The sequence below is a fragment of the Ruegeria sp. CDSC079 genome (genome assembly GCF_059610505.1).
This window is the reverse complement of sequence record NZ_JBXWNT010000006.1, coordinates 47,520-66,255: the sequence shown is the minus strand read 5'-3', so window position 1 is coordinate 66,255 and position 18,736 is coordinate 47,520. Positions and strand designations below refer to the sequence as shown.

The 18,736-nt window shown below is 56.5% G+C and carries 17 protein-coding genes and 2 tRNA genes; 8 read left to right on the top strand and 11 right to left on the bottom strand.

The window, feature by feature from the left end:
* The first annotated feature begins 24 nt into the window (after positions 1-24).
* On the top strand, positions 25-882 hold the full coding sequence (locus tag AC2FIC_RS12665; protein WP_496691211.1) for a class I SAM-dependent methyltransferase: 858 nt from the start codon (positions 25-27) through the stop codon (positions 880-882).
* 1 nt (position 883) lies between these two features.
* On the opposite strand, the gene AC2FIC_RS12660 is transcribed toward AC2FIC_RS12665, so the two are convergent.
* The 4 genes from AC2FIC_RS12660 to AC2FIC_RS12645 form a co-directional block, all read right to left on the bottom strand.
* Positions 884-957, bottom strand: a tRNA-Gly gene (locus tag AC2FIC_RS12660).
* A 132-nt stretch (positions 958-1,089) separates the two neighbouring features.
* A complete protein-coding gene (locus AC2FIC_RS12655) occupies positions 1,090-2,151 on the bottom strand; it encodes a methyltetrahydrofolate cobalamin methyltransferase (protein WP_496691210.1) in 1,062 nt (353 codons plus the stop codon).
* 9 nt (positions 2,152-2,160) lie between these two features.
* The gene (locus tag AC2FIC_RS12650) at positions 2,161-3,087 is read right to left on the bottom strand and encodes a methylenetetrahydrofolate reductase (RefSeq protein ID WP_496691345.1); all 927 of its coding nucleotides are present in this window, start codon (positions 3,085-3,087) and stop codon (positions 2,161-2,163) included.
* Positions 3,088-3,113: 26 nt separating this feature from the next.
* Positions 3,114-3,410, bottom strand: a complete 297-nt coding sequence (locus tag AC2FIC_RS12645) for a virulence factor (RefSeq protein ID WP_142633696.1) — start codon at positions 3,408-3,410, stop codon at positions 3,114-3,116.
* A 241-nt stretch (positions 3,411-3,651) separates the two neighbouring features.
* Between AC2FIC_RS12645 and AC2FIC_RS12640 the strand changes: the two genes are divergently transcribed.
* Positions 3,652-4,764, top strand: coding sequence for a Ppx/GppA phosphatase family protein (locus AC2FIC_RS12640; protein ID WP_496691209.1), 1,113 nt, complete (start codon positions 3,652-3,654; stop codon positions 4,762-4,764).
* The gene (locus AC2FIC_RS12635) at positions 4,764-5,480 is read left to right on the top strand and encodes an RlmE family RNA methyltransferase (protein WP_142633692.1); all 717 of its coding nucleotides are present in this window, start codon (positions 4,764-4,766) and stop codon (positions 5,478-5,480) included. The genes AC2FIC_RS12640 and AC2FIC_RS12635 overlap by 1 nt, the downstream gene beginning before the upstream one ends.
* Before the next feature lie 2 nt (positions 5,481-5,482).
* On the opposite strand, the gene AC2FIC_RS12630 is transcribed toward AC2FIC_RS12635, so the two are convergent.
* Together AC2FIC_RS12630 and AC2FIC_RS12625 are read right to left on the bottom strand one after the other, a co-directional pair.
* Complete coding sequence (locus tag AC2FIC_RS12630) at positions 5,483-5,668, bottom strand: hypothetical protein (RefSeq protein ID WP_142633690.1); 186 nt, start codon at positions 5,666-5,668, stop codon at positions 5,483-5,485.
* Between the two features lie 120 nt (positions 5,669-5,788).
* Positions 5,789-6,652, bottom strand: coding sequence for a YihY/virulence factor BrkB family protein (locus AC2FIC_RS12625; RefSeq protein ID WP_142633688.1), 864 nt, complete (start codon positions 6,650-6,652; stop codon positions 5,789-5,791).
* 147 nt (positions 6,653-6,799) lie between these two features.
* Here AC2FIC_RS12625 and AC2FIC_RS12620 point away from each other — a divergent pair, with 147 nt between their 5' ends.
* Complete coding sequence (locus AC2FIC_RS12620) at positions 6,800-7,888, top strand: AI-2E family transporter (RefSeq protein WP_496691208.1); 1,089 nt, start codon at positions 6,800-6,802, stop codon at positions 7,886-7,888.
* A 59-nt stretch (positions 7,889-7,947) separates the two neighbouring features.
* Positions 7,948-9,360 carry a cardiolipin synthase gene (gene cls / locus AC2FIC_RS12615; protein WP_496691207.1) on the top strand — a complete coding sequence of 471 codons (1,413 nt, stop codon included), beginning with the start codon at positions 7,948-7,950 and terminating at the stop codon, positions 9,358-9,360.
* Here cls and AC2FIC_RS12610 read toward each other — a convergent pair.
* A complete protein-coding gene (locus AC2FIC_RS12610; protein WP_271947221.1) occupies positions 9,357-9,791 on the bottom strand; it encodes an ion channel in 435 nt (144 codons plus the stop codon). The two genes, cls and AC2FIC_RS12610, sit on opposite strands and share 4 nt — an antisense overlap.
* 160 nt (positions 9,792-9,951) lie before the next feature.
* Between AC2FIC_RS12610 and AC2FIC_RS12605 the strand changes: the two genes are divergently transcribed.
* From AC2FIC_RS12605 to AC2FIC_RS12595, 3 genes are read left to right on the top strand one after another with little or no spacing between them, the layout of a single operon-like run.
* Entirely contained in the window at positions 9,952-10,599 is a 648-nt protein-coding gene (locus tag AC2FIC_RS12605) for an ABC transporter ATP-binding protein (protein ID WP_496691205.1), read from the top strand.
* Positions 10,596-13,010, top strand: coding sequence for an ABC transporter permease (locus tag AC2FIC_RS12600; RefSeq protein ID WP_496691204.1), 2,415 nt, complete (start codon positions 10,596-10,598; stop codon positions 13,008-13,010). Before AC2FIC_RS12605 ends, AC2FIC_RS12600 begins: the two co-directional genes overlap by 4 nt.
* Positions 13,000-14,040: a lipocalin-like domain-containing protein gene (locus AC2FIC_RS12595; protein WP_496691203.1), complete on the top strand. Its 1,041-nt coding sequence runs from the start codon at positions 13,000-13,002 to the stop codon at positions 14,038-14,040. Before AC2FIC_RS12600 ends, AC2FIC_RS12595 begins: the two co-directional genes overlap by 11 nt.
* 1 nt (position 14,041) lies before the next feature.
* Here the strand turns inward: AC2FIC_RS12595 and AC2FIC_RS12590 are convergent, their stop codons facing one another.
* The 4 genes from AC2FIC_RS12590 to AC2FIC_RS12575 all read right to left on the bottom strand — a co-directional run bounded on the left by AC2FIC_RS12590 (position 14,042) and on the right by AC2FIC_RS12575 (position 18,633).
* Positions 14,042-14,473 carry a universal stress protein gene (locus tag AC2FIC_RS12590; RefSeq protein ID WP_271947228.1) on the bottom strand — a complete coding sequence of 144 codons (432 nt, stop codon included), beginning with the start codon at positions 14,471-14,473 and terminating at the stop codon, positions 14,042-14,044.
* The gene (locus AC2FIC_RS12585) at positions 14,470-17,079 is read right to left on the bottom strand and encodes a TRAP transporter permease (protein ID WP_496691202.1); all 2,610 of its coding nucleotides are present in this window, start codon (positions 17,077-17,079) and stop codon (positions 14,470-14,472) included. Before AC2FIC_RS12585 ends, AC2FIC_RS12590 begins: the two co-directional genes overlap by 4 nt.
* Before the next feature lie 101 nt (positions 17,080-17,180).
* Positions 17,181-18,149 (bottom strand): TAXI family TRAP transporter solute-binding subunit, encoded by a 969-nt coding sequence (locus AC2FIC_RS12580; protein ID WP_142633669.1) that lies wholly within the window; start codon positions 18,147-18,149, stop codon positions 17,181-17,183.
* 398 nt (positions 18,150-18,547) lie between these two features.
* Positions 18,548-18,633 (bottom strand) — tRNA-Leu (locus AC2FIC_RS12575).
* Between the last annotated feature and the right edge of the window lie 103 nt (positions 18,634-18,736).

The following is an 18,736-nucleotide window of genomic DNA, read 5'->3' as shown; positions in this document are numbered from 1 at the left end:
TCGCGGCAACCACGGAGGGGTTCGATGCAGTCGGTGAATGAGGAACAGGCAGAATACTGGGGAAAATCCGAATCCGGAGCCAAATGGCTGACATATCAGGATCAGTTGGATCAACTGATGGCTTCGGTTCTGGACCTTGTGCTGGAGAATGCCCAGCTTAAACTAGGAATGCATGTGCTCGACATCGGCTGTGGCACTGGCGAAAGCTCTCTTGCAGCCGCGCGATTGGTCGGGCCGGATGGCGATGTTCTGGCCGCCGATATATCGCAAGCGTTTCTTGATCGTGCCAGCGCCCGAGCCTCGGAAAACGGGCTGAGCAACATCAGCTTCCAACATGCTGACGCGCAGATATTCGGGTTTCCTGCCAATCAGTTGGACGCAGCGATTTCACGGTTCGGCGTGATGTTCTTTGACGATTCGGTTGCTGCATTCGCCAATATCGCCCGCGCACTTAAACCCGGCGGGCAGATGACCTTTGCAGCTTGGGGGCCATTGGATGGCAACCCGTGGTTCAAAATACCCCATATTGCTGCGGTAAAACGCCTTGGGCAGCCGCCTCGGGTAGATCGTTACGCGCCGGGTCCGCTGGCGTTTCACGATCTGGATCACGTCACCGGCATGATGCAACAGGCGGGGCTGTCGGACATTCAGGCCCAAGCCATCTCCGTAAATCTGCCCGGCGCTGGCGGGTCAGAGGAAATAGCCGCCTTGTGCACCCGCGTCGGCCCCGCCGCGCGAACCATCGCGCATTTCGAAGGCACCGAACAGGACGCAGCAGCAATCCAGCACGAGGTCTGTCAGGAATTCGCCCAGTTCACATCCGAAACCGGCCTGCACATCCCGGCGGTGATAAACCTGTATCAAGCGCGTCGATCGAACTGAATGGAGCGGGTAGCGGGAATCGAACCCGCGCGTTCAGCTTGGGAAGCTGACAGGCTACCATTACATCATACCCGCCGCTGCTAGCTGAATATCACCGGTACAAGATCAGGTTCAAGCGGTTTTGATCCAAACCGTCAGGCTATTTGCGACGGCGAAGACAAAAAAGGCCGGATCAAAAGATCCGGCCAGCATGTTGTTTTATATCACTTATGCGCGACGGCGACGGCCACCGCCACGACGACCACCACCAGTGCCCTCGGCACCGGCTTCGCTGGGGGCTTTGTTGAACTTGATCCAAGCGCCGCCATGCGGATCGTTGTTGGTCAGCAGGTTGGCGGCGCGGATGGCCTCCATCTCTTTGCCCGCGCGCGGCAGGGTCGAGCCCAGACCAAACAGCTGGCAGAAGGTCTCATCATCCATGTCCGCAGGCAGGATGATGCCTTTGGCCTCAACCTCAGCCTTCTTCTCGGCCAGTTTCTTGGGACCAACCGGCAAGGCAACGGGGTTCATGATCGCTGAGGTCATGCCGGCGCCCATCGCCATCGGCAGGAAGGCGTTGTTGATACCATGGCGGTTCGGCAGGCCGAACGAGACATTGGACGCCCCGCAAGTGGTGTTCACGCCCAGTTCCTCACGCAAACGACGAACTAGAGCAAACACCTGCTGACCGGCAGTTGCCATTGCGCCAATAGGCATCACCAGCGGATCGACCACGATGTCATGGGCCGGGATGCCGAAATCAGCGGCCCGTTCGACAATCTTTTTGGCCACTTCGAACCGCACATCGGGGTCTTCCGAAATCCCTGTATCGTCATTTGAGATCGCCACCACAGGGACATTGTATTTCTTGACCAGCGGCAGAACCAGCTCCAGACGATCTTCTTCGCCTGTGACCGAATTCAACAGAGGACGGCCCTCTGCCGCCTCAAGACCCGCTTCCAGAGCTCCCGGAACCGATGAATCGATGCACAGCGGCACTTCGACCAGCCCCTGCACCATTTCAACGATCTTGCGCATCAGCGGCGGTTCGGTCTCGTTCGGGTTGGGGTTCGAGTTGTAGACAACGCCCGCGTTGATATCCAGAACGGTCGCGCCAGCGGCAACCTGCGCGAGGGCGTCCTTTTCGACGGTCGAAAAATCGCCTGCTTCCAGTTCCGCCGCCAGTTTCTTGCGGCCTGTCGGGTTGATCCGCTCACCGATCACGCAGAACGGTTCGTCAAAGCCCAGGACGGCGGTTTTTGTTTTTGATTCTACGACTGTACGGGTCATGTCCGATCCTTAGGAGTTTACAGGCTTTGCCGAAGCGCCGCCGTTGTTGATGGCCCAGTTGGCGTTGGTCTTGATGCCGCCAAGCGGGAAGAAATGTACGTTTGTGATGTTGAAATCCGGGTTGGCCGCTTTGTGGTTGGCCAGCTCGGTGATCACATCCGTGGGCTCGTAAGGCAGCAGCAGCTTGGACACGTCCATGGCGCGCTTTTGCAGAACCTTCAGCGATGGACCAACGCCGCAGGCGATGGCGAATTTGATCAGTGTTTGCAGTTTTGCCGGACCGGCGATGCCGATATGAACCGGAATGTCGATCCCCGCCTCTTTCAGGCTGTCGGCCCAGGCGATGATCGGTTTGGCGTCAAAGGCGAACTGAGTGGCCAGCGCCATTTCGGCATCCGTGGTCTCAGAGAACTTCTGTTTCCAACGCAGCGCGTCATCGACATTCTTGGTCGATCCGTCAGGGTCGATGTCCTTGTTGCCTTCAGGGTGGCCAGCGACGTGCAGACGCTTGAAGCCCGCTTTGTCGAACAGGCCGGATTCCAGCAGCTGCATCGAGCTGTCGAAATCACCATGAGGATTCGCGACACCACCGGCCAGCAACAGCGCCTGATCCACACCTGCTTCACCCTGGTACATGGAAATCCAGTTTTCCAGCGTCGCCGTGTCTTTAATGATCCGCGCCGGGAAATGCGGCATAACAGGATAGCCGTCCACCGCGATGCGCTTGGCGGTCTTGACCATGTCTTCGATCGGAGTGCCTTCGATATGGGCAATATAGACGCGTGTGCCTTCAGGCAACAAAGCGCGAAAATCCTCGACCTTCTCGGCGGTGCGCGGCATCACCTCAATCGAATAGCCCTGCAGGAAGGCTTCGACGGTTGGATTTACCGGACCGTTTTCGGCGGCATCACGTTTCTTGAAGTTCAGCAAAGCCATAGCGGCCTCCCATATAGATTTCGAGCTCATGCCCAACCGTCATTGGCGATCAGAGCCTTGATACGGTCCTGATCATATTCCGTTTCCAAACGCACAGCCTGCTGTTCGGCAATTTCGGACGGATCGCCCTCAACCGCGAAAGGCGCGGCCTTGCGCCATTCGGCCAGATAGGCATCGCTATCCTTGGCGTTCACCTTCATGGCGGCGCGGTCAATGGCTTGCTCGAACCGTTCTTCCAACTGCCGTTTTGCGCCCCGGCGGCCCTTGCCGACGATGACTTGGGCGGGAATGTCGCGCCAGTATACGATGGTGACGTCAGGCATCTGCTTTGATTCCTCCTAACCAGATGGACCGGTTCTAAACTTCAATGTGGACGCAGGTCGGTCGATTTTCGACACAAGGCGCATTTCAAACGACGTTTTCACCTACAACGGGATACACGGCTTGTAACGAATTGTTCCTGTAAACCGCACCTCAAAATTCTCATCACTTTAATGAGTATCTTGCACGAACCAAAAGGCCGACCTATGGTCGGGGTAACTCGTAAATCGGAGGGCGTTGAAGATGGCGCCCAAGCGTCCCAAAGGTGCGGGCGCGTTCCCGAAGGCGGTCGAAAGCCCCGCGCCGGCAAGACCCGATCCTGATGCGCTTTATGCCGCGCTGGATTTGGGAACAAATAGCTGTCGCATGTTAATTGCCCAGCCCAAGGGCAGCGGGTTTCATGTGGTGGACAGTTTCTCTAAATCCGTGCAGTTGGGCGCGGGCTTAGAGCGGACGGGGCGTTTGTCTCGGTCGTCGATGGCGCGCACCATTCAGGCGTTGCGCATTTGCCAGCAAAAGCTGAAACGCAACAAGGTCAAGCGGATGCGTCTAGTCGCAACCGAGGCTTGTCGCCGTGCAAAAAATTCACGTGAATTCATTCGCCAGGTAAAGGGTGAAACTGGGTTGACTCTTGAGATCATCCAGCCCGAGGAAGAAGCGCGTCTGGCCGTAATATCCTGTGCCCCGCTGGTGTCCACTAAGACAGAACAGTTGTTGGTTGTGGATATTGGCGGCGGTTCGACAGAGCTTGTCTGGATCGACATATCCTCACTTCCGCGTCGGGATCGCCCGGCGGCGATTATGCGTCTGCATAATGGATTTCATACAACAGACAGCCCGTTTCCTGCAGCCAGGGTTGTGGATTGGATCAGTGTTCCCCTCGGCGTTGCGACGCTGCGCGATCAGTTCCATGATGTCGAAGATGATGCGGCGCGGTTTGCTTTGATGAGCTGGTTTTTCGAAGAAAACCTGGCCGATTTTGCGCCTTATAAGGATGAACAAGCCCGCGAAGGTTTTCAGATCGTCGGCACCAGTGGCACGGTTACAACAGTCGCAGCCTCACATCTGGGATTGAAGCGGTATGACCGGACCAAGGTAGACGGTTTGCGCATGACAAGCGATCAGATTGACAAAGTGATACGCGGGTATCTAGAACTCGGCCCACTGGGGCGGCGGAGAGATCCGCGTATCGGCGATGACCGCCAGGCCCTGATCATGTCCGGCTCGGCCATATTGCAGGCTTTGTTACGATGTTGGCCAACCGACCGTCTTTCAGTGGCGGACCGGGGGCTGCGCGAAGGCCTGCTTTATGCGCAGATGAGCGCGGACGGTGTATTGGAAGACGGACCGTTCTGATGGCGAAGACACCTACTGGCAAAAACAATTCGGGCCGCGGGCAGCGCGACCTGAAGGTTAAGGTCAAAACCGCCCGCGGGCGCAAAATCAGCTCGACCCGGTGGTTGGAACGTCAGCTGAATGACCCCTATGTCAAGCGCGCGCAGGTCGAAGGCTATCGTGGGCGTGCGGCGTTCAAGATATTGGAACTGGACGATAAATTCCGCTTCCTGGTTCCAGGTGCGCGCATCGTCGATCTGGGTTGCGCCCCAGGCGGCTGGCTGCAGGTTGCGGTCCAACGCGTTAATGCATTGGGTGAGAAAAGCGGTAAGAAAATCGGCACTGTTCTGGGTGTCGACATACAAGAGGTCGAACCGGTGGCCGGGTCCGAGGTTCACCAGTTGGACTTTATGGAGGACGATGCCGACCAGAAGGTCAAAGACTGGTTGGGTGGCAAAGCTGACGTGGTGATGTCAGATATGGCTGCTGCGTCCTCGGGGCATAAACAAACCGACCATTTGCGGATCATGGCCTTGTGCGAAACCGCCGCCTATTTCGCCTTTGATGTGCTTGAACAGGGCGGCACGTTTGTCGCCAAGGTTCTGGCCGGAGGAGCCGAAGGGGATCTGCAGAAGATTCTGAAACAGAAGTTTGACAAGGTAGCGCATGTTAAACCACCGGCATCCCGCGCCGACAGTTCGGAAAAATTCGTTGTGGCAACAGGATTTCGCGGCTGAAGTTAATCTGCGAAGTCAGCCAGAGAACGCGCAAGGCGCTGTTCACGCAGCGAAGATATTGCGTTTCCTTGCAACAACAATGCCTCACCGTGACTGATATCCGTCGCCGGTTTGGCCCGTAATTCTTCAATCCGCCGGGTCAGCGACGATGGATTTTGCGATTTCGCGCTTTCGGGCAGTTTGGTCATGAGGCCTCACCTTGATGCGTATGGGGTCACAGTCCATGCAGTTTGGGTAAGAAACGTGCCGATTTCATGACGCAAACCAGGCTTTGAGTTGCTATTTCACTACCCCAGCCACCCTGCCCTTCAGGTTTGTCCGTTACTTTGATCCTGCAAATCCATCAGCGCGCCGTTGAATTCAGCGCCCAGAATCAGGATGGCCGCGCATAGATACAGGAAAATCAACGCAGCCATCGCCCCCGCAAGACCAGCATAAGTAGCGCTGTACGAGGCGAACTGTCCGATATAGATCGAAAAGCCCCAACCGCCCATCGCCCACAGAGCGAGTGTCAGAACAACGCCCGGAAGGATTTGCCACAGCCGATGGCGGCGCGTCGGCAGCACAAGATGTGCAACGATAACCGTGCCCGCAGGAACCGCCACGGTAAAAGTCCAACGCAATCGATCAACAGACAACCAGTCTGACACGTTAACATCCGTCTTTTCGGACACGAGGCGCGTGTAGACCGGCAAGACGACTTCGACGGCGGCGATGGCCAGAATGGCCGCCCCGCCAACAATCACCAATCCCAGGCACAGCAAGCGTGTCTTCCAGAATGGCCAGGCGTCATGATCATGATAGGCCTGGTTCATGGCCGCCCGCACCGCAACTACGCCGTTTGAGGCAAAGAAAATGGCCAGCAAACCGCCCAGGGTGATTACCCCCGAACCTGATTCCGCCAGGACCGAGCGCAACTCTCCCACAATCGGGCCGGCGACATCTTTTGGCCAGGCGCCAAAGATCAGTTCGATCAGCTCGTCCGTGACATAATCCTGAGACAGCGTACCAGCCAGTGCCACAGTGAACAGAACAAACGGAAACAGGGCCAGCATCAGGGACATGGCAACGTGGCTGCTCATGACCATGCCGTTTTTGGCCCCAAATCGCCCCAAGGCCAGCCAAAGGGCTCGAATTACTCTTCCAGTTAGGGGAATCAAACTTGTCGTCATCCGAAAACTCTACCCTGACTGTATTCGAACCAGAACCGGCAAAACCCGACTGGACGCAATTAACCAACTCCAAATGTTTGGTTGCATTGCATAATCCCTTTGTCCCGTGCAGGATCGAAACGGAACCTACACAAAGCCGGGCGAAAAATGCCAACCAGCGACCAGAACCCAAGCATACCGAACAGGTTGCGCCTTTCGGTTGTCCGCGACACCGCGATTGTCGTGTCACTGATCGTATTGGGGCTTTATGCAGGTTCCGCTTTTCTGATCCCGCTGACCATGGCCTTGCTGATCAACGTCCTGATCATCGCGCTGAGTGACCGGGTTATTGCGCTGACCAAAGCTCCGGTCTGGTTGGCTAACCTGGCTGGAGTGACCGTGGTTTTGGTCGGGTTGTTCATGATCATGTATATTCTGGGCAATCAGGCGACGCAGTTTGCACGCTCGATCAATACATACGAAAGCCAGTTCGACGAGGCCGTTAACCGCATAAACGACCTTGTGGGCAACGATATCACGGCCTTCATCCGGGACAATCTGGTCAACATTGATATGTCTTTCGTCGCCCGGATGTTGCTGGGCAGCGCGACGTCCTTGCTGAACCAGTTTTTCCTCATCAGCCTTTACGTTGCCTTCCTGATGGCCGAACGTCTGGCGTTCCGCAAAAAGATCCGTATGGCCGCCGGTGACCCTAAAACCGGTGCCGAGTTCGCTTTGGTTCTGGACGCGATTTCCTTTAGTCTGCAACGTTATGTCGGAGTGAAGACCTTTATCAGCCTGATAACGGCTGGAATCAGCTATGTGGTCTTCAAAACCCTTGGTCTTGAGTATTCCGAGACATGGGCCGTGCTGACCTTTGCCTTGAATTTCATACCCTCGATTGGGTCAATTATTGCGGTTCTGTTTCCAGCGGCGATTGCACTGGTTCAATTTGAAAGTATCGGGCCGTTTCTGATCATAGTTTTCGGCTGTGGCACACTTCAGTTCATGATCGGTAATTTTCTGGACCCGGCCATGCTGGGCCGATCGCTGAACATGTCGACATTTCTGGTCATTCTGGCACTTATGTTCTGGACCACGGTCTGGGGTCTGATCGGAGCCTTCCTGAGCGTTCCGCTGACCGTCTGCATCCTGATCATCTTCAGCCATATTCCCGCATTGCGCCCGATCGCAATTTTAATGTCCCTGAATGGTGAACTCGGCGACGAAGGGCCGCCATCGGGGAATACAGTCTGAACAGGTCAATCCCCAAAGCAACTTGAAACACTAAGGAAAATGCCAGGATCGAATCCTCCATGCTGACACTCTTTGTTTCCCTCTTTGTCCTATGTTTGTACCTGACCGCCGCGGTCTTTTCGATACGCGCGGCTCAAACAGCGCGCACACCGCAGGGTGCCGTGGGATGGGTGGTGTTTTTGATCTCGGCGCCGATAGCTGGCGTACCGCTGTACTTGTTTCTGGGACATCATCGTTTTCGCGGGTATCGCATGGCCCGAAAGCACGCTGAGACTGTTGTCGAAGGGATAAAGAGCTTTGCGGATTTTTCGCGCCCAGATCCGGGCATGATTACGATCAACCCACTCCCTTTCGAAGAGCTTGCGCATCTACCCATATCACGCGGCAACGGTGCAGAATTGCTTGTCGATGGGCAGGCAACCTTTGACGCTATCTTTCAGGCTATCGACGCGGCTCAGGACTATGTGCTTGTCCAGTTCTACATCGTGCGTGATGACGGATTGGGGCGGCAACTGCAAAGCAAACTGATCGCCGCCGCAGAGCGCGGCGTGCAAGTTCGCTTTATGACCGACGCCGTGGGCAGTTATGGCCTACCGACAAGCTACATCACGTCGCTGCGCGCGGCGGGAATTCACGTTGCCGGTCAGCATGAAAAGCGCCATCCAGGACAGCGATTTCAGCTAAACTATCGCAATCACAGGAAAACGGTGATCATTGACGGTGAAATCGGCTTTATCGGCGGCCACAATGTCGGCGACGAATATCTCGGTCAGTCCGCAAAGTTCGGACATTGGCGGGACACACACATAAGGCTGACTGGACATATCGTGCGCCAACTACAACTGATCTTTACAGAGGACTGGTACTGGGCGCATCAAGAAGACCTGATAGATCAACTGGCCTGGGCGGGTCAGGAATCTGATCAGGACATGAACGCCCTTCTCGTCGCCACAGGTCCGGGGGACGAAACCGAAACCGGCGCCATGATGTTCTTTTCTGCAATCACGGAAGCAAAGGAACGATTGTGGATCGCATCCCCCTATTTCGTTCCTGATATCGACATCATGACCGCACTACGCCACGCTGCAATGCGCGGGGTAGATGTTCGCATTCTGGTTCCCGACGTGATTGATCACCGCTTACCTTGGCTGGCGGCCTTTGCCTATTTCGACGAGATCAGGGAATGCGGCGCGCGGGTCTACCGGTACACCAATGGTTTCATGCATCAAAAAGTATTTCTGGTGGACGACACTCTGACCGCTGTTGGCACCACCAATCTGGACAATCGTTCTTTCCGCCTGAATTTTGAGGCGATGGCCCTGTTCTTTGACAAGGACGCGGCCCATGCGGTTCACAACATGTTGCTGATGGACTTTGAATCCAGCTATGAGCTGGACAAAACCTTGCCCGAACAACCGGCCTATATTCGGTTCGGCTCGCCTCTGGCGCGGTTGTTCGCACCAATCCTTTAAAGGATCGACTCTTCCTGCAGCACCCGCGACATGACCGCGACCAAAAAGGCTGTGGACAGCCCAAATGCCAAAAGCCCGGTGACCGAGGCAAAGGCACCAAAAATGCGCAGCCCGTCGTCCAGAACAATGTCGCCGTAGCCCAGCGTTGTGAACGTAACCAGAGAGAAATACAGCGCCGAGTTCCAGTCCGCCAGAACATCCCCAAAGACCCAGACAATCGCCCAAAGCCAGACCTGAAAGGTATGGATCATCACGATAAAAATCAGCGCGATAGTCAGCGGGCTTGCAATGGTGACGAACCTTTTGCTTTTTTCCAGTTTGATCGACATCACGCGGATGATCTGCATGCACCAAGTCAGCAGGGCAATTTCGATCAAAAAGCAGATACCCAAATAAACGCTTCCCCAGATAATCTGCTCGGATAAGGTCACCGGCGCCCATCCCCTCTGTTTTTAAGTCTCGTCACAATCGCTTCAAATGCAGGATTGGGCAACCCTGCGTCTGCGACGAATGGAAACGATAGCGCCATTGAACTGGACACCGCTTCTGTCGGCTGCAAATTGTGAGTGGCAGAATACAGGGCGCCTATGAATGCTGCTTAAAATAACTGATGTCCATAAATCATATGCAAACGGTCGACCGATTTTGAACGGAGTATCTCTGTCGTTGGACCATGGCCAAACGCTTGCCCTAACCGGGGAAAGTGGCAGTGGCAAAAGCACGCTTCTAAATCTCGCAGGTGCGCTGGACATATTCGATGCGGGCGAAATCTCACTGGGCGGAACCAACCTGTCCACACTAGACGATACCGGGCGCGCAGCCCTTCGGCGCGAGCGTGTGGCCCTGGTATTCCAACAGTTCAATCTGATCCCGTCGTTGACGGTCGGCCAAAACCTGTCCTTCCATGCCCGGCTTGCCGGTAAATATGATCCGGACTGGTGCGATCATCTTGCCGACAAACTGGGATTGCGGGACCTGCTAGACCGCTTTCCCGAGAACCTGTCAGGCGGCCAGCAGCAACGCGTTGCCATCGGACGCGCCCTTGCGCCGCGCCCCAGTCTTTTGCTCACGGATGAACCAACAGGAAATCTGGATGAGGTCGCAAGCACTAATGTATTGGATTTGATGCTTGCGCTGGTCGCCGAAACCAGCGCCGCCCTGCTTTTGGTGACACATTCGCAGGACATCGCGGCCCGTCTGGATCGGCAGGTCCGCCTGTCCGGCGGCCTAATCTCGTGACTTTGGCCATCATACAGGCGTTGGCGTCGCACTGGCGTGCCCATTGGCTTCAGCTGTTAACCTTGTTGACCGGCATTGCGCTTGCGACCGGGCTATGGTCGGCAGTTCAAGCCATAAATTCCGAGGCCCGGGCAAGCTATCAACGGGCCAACGATCAACTCTCATTTGGTCAATACGATGAATTGCACGCCACCTCGGGGAATTTGACGATCGACCATTATGTCAGCTTGCGTCGGGCTGGCTGGCAGGTCGCTGCGGTGCTTGAGGGGCGTTGGCGCCATAGCGGGCGCAATCTGCAGGTCATGGGGGTCGACATGGTCGCCTTTCCACCCCTACCGGCCCTCAGCCGTTTGGAACAAAGCGATACGCCGCCCGATCCCGCAGACATGCTGACCGCGCCCGGCAGGATACTGGTCGCGACGGAACTTGCCCAGATTCTGGCGCAGGCCAGCAACCTGCCCCCGATCCTGTCCAGCGACGCGCTGCCACCGGATCTGGTCTTTACCGATATTGGCGTTGCCGAACAGCTGCTTGACAAAAAGGGGCAGATTTCACGTCTGGTCGTCTTGCCAGAGCAGCCCCGAGCGATCCCATCGCTTGAGCAGACCGCCCCCGATCTGACACGCGTTGCAGCCTCGACCAGATTGGACACGGCGCAACTGACAGAGAGCTTTCACCTCAACCTGTCTGCCTTTGCTCTTTTGTCCTTTGCCGTCGGGCTGTTCATCGTCCATGGCACCGTCGGGCTGGCCTTTGCACAGCGCCGAGCAATTATCAGAACAATACGTGCGCTGGGCGTTCCGATGCGTCAGATCGTATGGATCATTCTGGCCGAGCTTTCGCTGCTGGCCCTGATTGGAGGGGGCGCCGGTCTGGTACTGGGTTTCCTGCTGGCCGGGGCCTTGCTGCCCGACGTGGCATCGACCCTACGCGGGTTGTATGGTGCACCAGTTGAAGGTCAGCTTTCGCTTCAACTGCACTGGGTTCTCGCGGGCTTGGCCATGGCCCTGTTCGGAACGCTATTGGCCAGCTCTCAGGCTTTGTTCCGATTGGCTCGGCTGCCGCTGTTATCCAGCCCGGGTCCGCAGGCCTGGCGGGGGGATGACACTGCAACCAAAAGATTGGCTCTGATCGGAGTATTCCTGATTGGGTTGGGGATCGTTTCAATCTTTGTGGCCGACGGTTTGGTCGCAGGGTTCGTGCTGGTTGCCGGAATCCTGACGGGTTCTGCGTTGATTTTACCGTTTCTCTTGCTGATCGCAGTAACCGGACTTCAGAAGCTACAGAACGGCCCGGTCAGACAATGGGTATTCGCCGACATGCAGGCGCAACTGCCCGGGCTTTCATTGGCCCTGATGGCGTTGATGTTGGCTCTGGCCGCAAATATCGGCGTGGGCACCATGGTGTCGAGCTTTCGGCTGACCTTTACCGGATGGCTTGACCAAAGGCTGACTTCCGAGCTGTATGTGACCGCAGCCGACGAACAGCAGGCGCAGGACATCAAGCAATGGCTCTTGCCGCAGGTCGATGCCGTATTGCCAATCCGCAACGTCGAGCTGACGCATGAAAGCGGGCCCTTGTTTCTTTACGGTGTGGTGAACAACCCGGTTTATCAAGAAAATTGGCCGCTGATCGCCTCAGTGCCCGGAGTATGGGATCAGGTGATGTCCGGAACCGCCGTTCTGATCAACGAACAGCTTGCGCGCAGATCCAATTTGTGGCCCGGAGATCAAATCACGCTCCGCCCGGGTCACAAGCTGGTCATTGCAGGGGTCTATTCTGATTATGGCAATCCAACCGGACAAGCCATCGTGTCGATGGAGCTTTTGGAAGATATCGCACCCAATACCGAGGAACGGCGATATGGCGTTCGCATGCCCCCTGATCAGGCCAGCGATGTTGCCGAAAGGCTTCGGGCGGAATTTGACCTTCCTCCGCAGGCAGTCGTTCATCAAGCGGACATGAAGGCCCGATCCACGGAAATCTTCGAGGACACATTTGTGGTGACCTCTGCGCTGAATATCCTGACGCTTGGGGTTGCTGGATTTGCAATCCTGACCAGCCTGCTGACGCTTTGGACACAACGGCTGCCTCAGATCGCACCGGTCTGGGCGCTTGGCCTGACGCGGGCGCAACTGGCGCGGTTTGAACTGACGCAGAGCGTGCTTCTCGCCTCTCTGACCGCCGCGCTGGCCTTGCCGCTTGGGTTGGTTCTGGCCTGGACGTTGCTGACGGTCATCAATGTCGAGGCGTTTGGCTGGCGGTTACCAATGTACCTATTCCCAAGCGACTGGTTCTATCTATTTCTTCTGACCTTACTGGCCGCTGTTATCGCCGCTGCGGTTCCAGCCCTTCGGTTGCTGCGCATCCCGCCTGCCGAGTTGTTAAGAGTGTTTGCCAATGAACGCTAAAGCCTGGTTCCTAATTCTGGCCCTGCTATTGCCCGCCCAACTTCGGGCGCAGGGCTTTGCCGGTCTTGGAGGTGAGGCCGACGGGTTCGACGTCCCCCAGCTTGGGTATCAGTTGAGCTTTCCGCAGGATCACGGTCCCCATCCCACTTTCAAGATCGAATGGTGGTATCTGACCGCAAACCTGAAAGGAGAAGACGGGCGCGATTACGGTGTGCAATGGACGTTGTTCCGCTCGGCGCTGAAACCCTATGAAGAGCAATCCTGGCAAAGTCCGCAGTTGTGGTTGGGCCATGCCGCCTTGACCACTCCTGATGCCCATTACTTTGCTGAACGTCTGTCGCGGGGCGGTATCGGTCAGGCCGGGGTAACCGCCACCCCATTCGAAGCCTGGATCGACGAATGGTACATGCGCGGAACCGACTTTAATGCGCTGAAGATTAGGGCCAACGGTTCTGAGTTCGGATACGATCTGTCAATGCGCGCAACGGGGCCTTTGGTCTTTCACGGGGATGCCGGGTATTCGGTCAAGTCTACGCAGGGGCAGGCAAGTCATTACTATTCACAGCCGTTTTTCGACCTGACAGGCACAGTGCATCTGCCGGATGGGGATGTTGCGGTAACCGGACAGGGTTGGCTGGATCGGGAATGGTCCTCGCAGCCCTTGGCCGAGGATCAAAGCGGATGGGATTGGTTCTCGCTCAGCTTTGAAGGCGGCGACAAGCTGATGGCCTTTCGCCTGCGAGGAGAGGCTGAGGATTTCACCTCTGCCACGTGGATCGGCAATGATGGCGAAACCACCGCGCTTGCCGATGGCTCTGTTTCTTTTGAACCGCTTCAGACCGCTCATGTCGCCGACCGGGATATCCCGATTGAATGGCGTGTCACACTCCCCGCCCGCGGGGTGGATATTGTCGTCAGCGCCCTGACACCCAAAGCCTGGATGGCAACCCGCTTTGCCTATTGGGAAGGCCCCGTTACGGTCTCAGGCAGCCATTCAGGCCGTGGCTATCTTGAAATGACCGGGTATTAGATCATCGCACAACGTAGACCGAGACTGTCGAATGCCGCACGACGCGCGCAGCATTCGGACCCAGCAGGTAGTCCTTGAAGTCCGGCTTATGCGCCCCAATGACGATCAGGTCAGATCCGGCGCTTTCTGCGGTTTTCAGGATCTCCTGATAGGCCGTGCCCGTGGCCACCACATGGCGGATCTTTTCATTGCGCTCACTGCCCAATGTTGATGCGCACAGCTCGGTCAGTTGTTTCTGCGCCTCAGCCAAAGCCTTTTCATGGAAATCCGCCTGGAAAAAGCCGGACACCCAGCTTTCTCCAAAATCTGGCAGAACACTGACCACATCCAGCTGCGCCCCCTCCAAATCGGCCAATGCAGCGGCCTTTTGAAGGACCGGGCCATCAATTTTGCCATTGCTGATATCAACAGCACACAGAACAGAACGTGTCATGCAGGCACCCCTTGTCTGGCGGCACGGCCGCGTTGCAGGAAGGCGATCAGACCCAACAGGATCATCGCCGGGATATAGACCAGCTGCTTGGGTGGCTGGCTTGACGGCAGGCTGACCGAGGTCAGGCGCACGGCCTCATCCCCGTAATAGTCGAAGATGCTCAGATCATCGGCAACAGGCGCGCCGAACAGCGGCTCTTCCAGCTTGATCAGACCGTCCTCTTCGATCAGCAGTAGACCCATCGCATCAACCCGTGCAGGACCGCCGTCTTCGTCGCCGACAGAGACGACAACCGTGGTATCCACCATCTCAAGCGTGTCGAAATCCGGGCCGCTGATGACCAGACGCACCTCGGTTCCGGGCGGTGTTTCCCCGATCGTTTCGGTGAAAGCTGCCGGCTCAACGGTCTGATATGGGGGTGAAATCCTGTCCATAAAGTAATCCGGACGGAATAGTGCGAAAGCAACCGCGACCAAGGCAACGCTCTCATAGATCCGGCTGCGGGTCAGGAAGTAGCCCATCGTGCCCGCCGTAAAGACAAGGATCGCTATCGTCGCAAATATCGCAACGATTATCCCTTCGACCCAGGTCACATCGATCAACAGAAGGTCTGTGTTGAAGATGAAGACAAACGGCAACGCGACCGTGCGCAGGCTATAGAAGAAGGCGATGAATCCGGTCTTTATCGCATCGCCCCCCGATACGGCAGCAGCGGCGAAACTGGCCAGCCCCACAGGCGGCGTCACATCCGCCATGATGCCAAAGTAGAAGACAAACAGATGCACCGCGATCAGCGGCACAATCAGCCCGCTCTGCGCGCCCAGCTCCACGACCACACCGGCCATCAAAGAACTGACGACGATATAGTTCGCAGTGGTCGGCAGGCCCATGCCCAGGATCAGGCTGAGGATACCGACCATGATCAGCATCAGGATCAGATTGCCACCCGACAGGAACTCGACCAGATCGGCCATCACTTGGCCCACACCGGTCAGGGTCACGGTACCAACGATCACACCCGCCGTGGCCGTCGCCAGCGCGATACCGATCATGTTGCGCGCGCCGTCGATCATGCCCTGCCACAGATCCGCGACACCGTCGATGAACGCGTTGTAGAGGTTGCTTTGCCCCCGGAACATCGCCTTCAGCGGTTTCTGCGTCAGCAGGATCACAAACAGCAAGGACGTGGCCCAAAAGGCCGAAAGACCGGGCGATTTCTGTTCAATCATCAGGAAATAGACCAGCACGATTATCGGCAGAAGGTAATGCAGACCGGCCTTGTAGATCTCGCTAATGACCGGCAGCGTCACCTCTTTGGCATTCGGGTCATCGGGTTCCAGATCGGGCACCTGTGCGGCCAGATACAGCAGCGCCACGTAAATTGCGCAGATGATCAGGCTGAGGACCAGACCGGCCGAGTTCGGCATCCAATTTGTCACCGCCTCCACAGGGAATTGAGAGCCATAGCAGAGCCCAGCAAAAACAATGAAGAACGAGAACATACCAACCACGGTACGTGCCAGTTTCACTTCGCGGTCGCCCAATGTGGGCATGTTCCGCTTTACGGCTTCGAGATGCACGATATAGACCAGAGCAATGTATGAGATCGCCGCTGGCAGGAAGGCGTGGGTGATCACCTCGACATAGGAAATACCCACATATTCTACCATCAAGAAGGCTGCAGCGCCCATGACGGGTGGCATGATCTGCCCGTTCACCGAACTGGCGACCTCAACCGAACCCGCCTGTTCGCTGCTGAACCCAACACGTTTCATCAATGGAATGGTGAAGGTACCAGTAGTCACAACGTTTGCGATGGACGAGCCCGAGATCAGGCCGGTCGCAGCTGAGCCCACAACCGCCGCCTTGGCGGGGCCGCCGCGCAGGTGACCCAGCGCGCCAAAGGCCATCTTGATGAAATAGTTCCCTGCCCCGGCCTTATCCAACAAGGCGCCAAACAGAACAAACAGGAATACAAACTTGGTCGAAACACCCAGGGCGATACCGAACACGCCCTCGGAGGTGATCCACATGTGGCTCATCGCCTTTTTCAGGCTGGCGCCCTTCCAGCGGATGACTTCGGGCACCCATTCGGATGATCCAAAGAAGACATAGGCCAAAAAGATCGTCGCAATGATCGCCATCGCCGGGCCAAGCGCACGGCGCGCGGCCTCGAACAACAGCAATAGCCCACCCAGCGCGATCCACTTGTCAGTGTTGTCTGCCAGCCCTCCGGCATCGACGATCTTGGTATAGAAGAAATATCCGTACAGCGCCACAAACGCGCCCAGAAGGCCCATGATCCAATCCTGCACAGGGATATAATCCCTTGGGCTGGATTTCAGCGCCGGATAGGCTGCAAAGGCCAGAAACATCGCAAAGGCCAGGTGAAACTGACGCGAATTGTTAACCACGCTGCCGGGCAACACATAGTTCGCCAGGGGCGAAGCAAGTACGACCTGAAAGATCGACCAGATCGCCGCCACGATCGCAAGGAAAACGCCTACATTCCCAACCGGATTACGCCCTCCGGCATCTGAAGATGCGACCAGATCCTGTAGTTCTTCTTCGGATAGCGGGCGGTTCGATTGTGTCTCGGAACTCATGAAAATGTCTCCCCGTCGTGGCCATTTGCGGCCTTCTGCATCACCCGCTTGATACGGGTTTTGTGCGGGGCGCCCGACGGGCACCCCGCGTCAGGTCTGGCTTATTGAATCCAGCCTTTTTCTTTATAGTACTTCTCGGCACCCGGATGCAGCGGGGCTGACAAGCCGTCCGCGATCATCTCTTCGGGCTTGAGGTTGGCAAATGCCGGGTGAAGCTTTTTGAAGTCATCGAAGTTCTCGAAAACCGAGCTGACAACCGCATAAACCGCATCATCCGACACGTCCGCCGAAGTCACGAAGGTCGCGCCAACGCCGAATGTCGCGGTATCACCATCCGACCCGCGGTACATGCCGCCGGGAATGGTAGCAGTACGGTAGAACGAGTTGTCGTTGACCAGCTTGTCCACGGCCTCGCCGCTGACATTGACCAGAACCGAGTCGCAAGCCGTGGTGGCTTCTTGAATCGAGCCCGAGGGGTGACCCACGGTATAGACCATTGCGTCAATCTGGTTGTCGCAAAGCGCCGCAGACTGTTCCGCCGCTTTCAGTTCGGTCGCCAGTTCGAAATCGTCAGTGGACCAGCCCATTTCGCCCAGCAGAACCTCCATGGTGCCACGCTGACCGGAACCGGGGTTACCGATATTTACGCGCTTGCCTTTCAGGTCTTCGAAATTGGTCACACCGGAATCGGCACGGGCCACAACGGTAAACGGTTCGGGGTGAACCGAGAAGACGGCGCGCAGGTTTTCAAACGGGCCGGCCTCTTCGAATTTCGAGCTGCCGTTATAGGCGTGGTACTGCCAGTCGGACTGCGCGACACCAAACTCCAGCTCGCCTTCGCGAATGGTGTTGATGTTGTACACGGAACCGCCGGTCGATTCGACCGAGCAGCGCACGCCATGTTCCTTGCGCCCTTTGTTGACCAGACGACAGATTGCACCGCCAGTTGGGTAATACACCCCGGTCACGCCACCTGTGCCGATCGTGATAAACTCTTCGGCATAGGCCGCAGGCGCCATCAGAGCCGCCGTGACAACCGCGCCGAGGCTAAGCTTGCTGCTGTTTTTCATAAGTGAACTCCCATTATTTTTCTGGTGGGAGACACATCAAAGCGCCGGATAAATGGCCCTGCGATATGCAACAACGCCCGCTATGCAGCAGGCATATCTTTGATTTTTCAGAATCTCCCAACCCGTAAGAGGTTTCATTCTGAGCATTAGCTTGTCAAGGCCAGCAGGTCACCAAAGCAGGCGTATCCTCAGATTTGACAAGCCCCCCTGAATTTTCCCCGCCTTTGAAGCTTTTCTTGCGCATCTGCCCCGCAGTGACCGCAAACACATCCAATTATGCGCTTTTGACATCGGGAATTCTGACCAGAACGCGAAAGTGTGAGTTGGGAATGCGAGCAATTAGAACTGCCGGAAAGAAAAAACAGAAGGCAGGTTCCCCTAACCCTCTGTTTTTACTTTGGTACCCAAGGCCGGACTCGAACCGGCACGGTATCACTACCGGGGGATTTTGAATCCCCTGCGTCTACCATTCCGCCACTTGGGCCACGGACACTGAATTAGCGTTCAAAATCGAGAAGGTCCAGAGGCAAAAAACACCCTGATTGAGGAATGTTCCAGCCTGCAAGGTTGACGGCCTGCGGGGCGCA

Excerpts from the sequence above, each read along its gene's own strand:
- AC2FIC_RS12665 (WP_496691211.1), top strand. The coding sequence starts at position 25 with ATGCAGTCGGTGAATGAGGAACAGGCAGAATACTGGGGAAAATCCGAA.
- AC2FIC_RS12655 (WP_496691210.1), bottom strand. The coding sequence starts at position 2,151 with ATGACCCGTACAGTCGTAGAATCAAAAACAAAAACCGCCGTCCTGGGC.
- AC2FIC_RS12650 (WP_496691345.1), bottom strand. The coding sequence starts at position 3,087 with ATGGCTTTGCTGAACTTCAAGAAACGTGATGCCGCCGAAAACGGTCCG.
- AC2FIC_RS12645 (WP_142633696.1), bottom strand. The coding sequence starts at position 3,410 with ATGCCTGACGTCACCATCGTATACTGGCGCGACATTCCCGCCCAAGTC.
- AC2FIC_RS12640 (WP_496691209.1), top strand. The coding sequence starts at position 3,652 with ATGGCGCCCAAGCGTCCCAAAGGTGCGGGCGCGTTCCCGAAGGCGGTC.
- AC2FIC_RS12635 (WP_142633692.1), top strand. The coding sequence starts at position 4,764 with ATGGCGAAGACACCTACTGGCAAAAACAATTCGGGCCGCGGGCAGCGC.
- AC2FIC_RS12630 (WP_142633690.1), bottom strand. The coding sequence starts at position 5,668 with ATGACCAAACTGCCCGAAAGCGCGAAATCGCAAAATCCATCGTCGCTG.
- AC2FIC_RS12625 (WP_142633688.1), bottom strand. The coding sequence starts at position 6,652 with ATGACGACAAGTTTGATTCCCCTAACTGGAAGAGTAATTCGAGCCCTT.
- AC2FIC_RS12620 (WP_496691208.1), top strand. The coding sequence starts at position 6,800 with ATGCCAACCAGCGACCAGAACCCAAGCATACCGAACAGGTTGCGCCTT.
- cls (WP_496691207.1), top strand. The coding sequence starts at position 7,948 with ATGCTGACACTCTTTGTTTCCCTCTTTGTCCTATGTTTGTACCTGACC.
- AC2FIC_RS12605 (WP_496691205.1), top strand. The coding sequence starts at position 9,952 with ATGCTGCTTAAAATAACTGATGTCCATAAATCATATGCAAACGGTCGA.
- AC2FIC_RS12595 (WP_496691203.1), top strand. The coding sequence starts at position 13,000 with ATGAACGCTAAAGCCTGGTTCCTAATTCTGGCCCTGCTATTGCCCGCC.
- AC2FIC_RS12590 (WP_271947228.1), bottom strand. The coding sequence starts at position 14,473 with ATGACACGTTCTGTTCTGTGTGCTGTTGATATCAGCAATGGCAAAATT.
- AC2FIC_RS12585 (WP_496691202.1), bottom strand. The coding sequence starts at position 17,079 with ATGAGTTCCGAGACACAATCGAACCGCCCGCTATCCGAAGAAGAACTA.
- AC2FIC_RS12580 (WP_142633669.1), bottom strand. The coding sequence starts at position 18,149 with ATGAAAAACAGCAGCAAGCTTAGCCTCGGCGCGGTTGTCACGGCGGCT.